Origin of the sequence: Ketobacter sp. MCCC 1A13808, from assembly GCF_009746715.1 — a bacterium.
Lineage (GTDB): Bacteria > Pseudomonadota > Gammaproteobacteria > Pseudomonadales > Ketobacteraceae > Ketobacter.
Genome location: NZ_VRKW01000058.1, coordinates 1 through 1668, shown reverse-complemented (window position 1 = coordinate 1668; position 1668 = coordinate 1). Strand labels below are relative to the sequence as shown.

Genomic DNA, 1668 nt, shown 5'->3' with positions numbered 1-1668 from the left:
AACACCTGAACAAAACTACGGCCCAACTCTGGGGCAGTGCTCCCTGAACTGAATCGTTAGCTCAGTCCAAATTGCGGAGACAATGCAAACTCTAGCTGATCACTTCTAGCTCTAAACTACTTAAATTCTAACCGAACAAGCGGTAGCAACGCCCTATCGGACTTGCGAAGGTGTAGATGTAAAACCGCTTGGTTTTAAAAATATTTCAGCTCGCAAAGTTATAACGTCCGCATCTGTGGGCAGCCGTAATGGAGCTATTTTTGTGGTATAAAGGAGCAGAGCGACGCACCACAAAAATAGCGGAACGTAGGTTGCTCCACCAGCATGCGTTTGTTATGCATGTGCTGCACATTAAAGTTGATACTCATAGGCTGGCATATGATTTAGATGACAATATAATTAGTACATAGCAGCTGTTAATTCGGTACTATCATACAAACTCATAAATAATTTACCGGGTGGATAATCTTCGGCACTTGGATTTCGTCTTTTCTCGTACAAAAACTCAATTGGATAAACATAGTATTTGTATGTAGCCACAAAGTTGTCGAATGCACTAATTTTTAGTACTGCTTTGTCCGTGACAACTCCAGATTGAAATAATTGGTATACCTGTTGTGCAATGATGCTAATCTGGCCCCTGGCACCATCCCACGTTTTGAATTCTTCAGTCTGCTCTTTAGTCGCTTTATCCTGTGTAACTAGACTAGATAATTCGGTCAATCGCTCAACTAGTCTTTCCTGAACTAACTCAATTTCTTCCAAGATTCCCTGATTCGTCGGATCTTCTTTATGCCTCTTGATTAGTGTTCCGGATTTCTCACCTAATACTAAATGTTCGGTTTTTCTCCACTGAAAGGAAATTTCCTTCAGTGCATCTCTAACTTCCACTGACCTTGTCTTAAGAAAGATAGGCATGGTCACGTTCGCAGCAAGTGCTGATGCTTCTAGTTTTGCTTGTTCTTTTGTTGCTTCCACGAGTTTCTCATGTTCGTTTCGCATCATTTTATGCTCAATTCGAGTCATCCGATGCTCCATCCTCATCAGATGGAGTTCTCTAATTTGAGCTGACAAAGCTAGAACAGCCATTATTAATGCACCACCAGTGAACAGAGCGTTTGCTGCTCCGAAGACATTACTAATATGACTGAGCCCTTCAAAGTTGACATCGATAACACCCAAGTTCTTCGCAACCAGAACTTCGTTAACCGAGTAAACTATTATTGGAATACACCCACCTACCGCCCATATCGATATGATTAGAGGAATGTAATATCTACTTTGAAATATTTTCCTGAATTTTTTCTCCTCGGCCTCTGCAACGATAAACTCTTGTTTTAACTTCTCTTCATCATCGATATCGATATTATCTACAATTTCTTCTAGATCACTCACACAACACCCCATAAAACATAATGAAAGTAGTTACATTCGTATCCTAATTTCCAATTCTAAACCTACTGCTCAGAAGCTGATCTTGCATAACGCCCCGGTCATTGGCCCAAACTGCGCGGCGTGAATTTGTGGTAAGGTGAACGAAGTGAGCCACAAATTTGCGCCGCGCAGTTTGGGTCCACGATGCACCGGCTTGTATGGTTCAATTCCCCCAAATTCGATAAAGTGAGGCCCGTAACTTGTTGCAGCAAGTTACCGGATCAGTAGCTCGGT

Annotated in this window: 1 protein-coding gene; it reads right to left on the bottom strand. The window is 41.9% G+C overall.

Annotated features, from left to right (window positions below; genetic code table 11):
- Positions 1-399 precede the first annotated feature (399 nt).
- A complete protein-coding gene (locus tag FT643_RS22995) occupies positions 400-1395 on the bottom strand; it encodes a hypothetical protein (protein WP_156873734.1) in 996 nt (331 codons plus the stop codon).
- Positions 1396-1668: the final 273 nt, after the last annotated feature.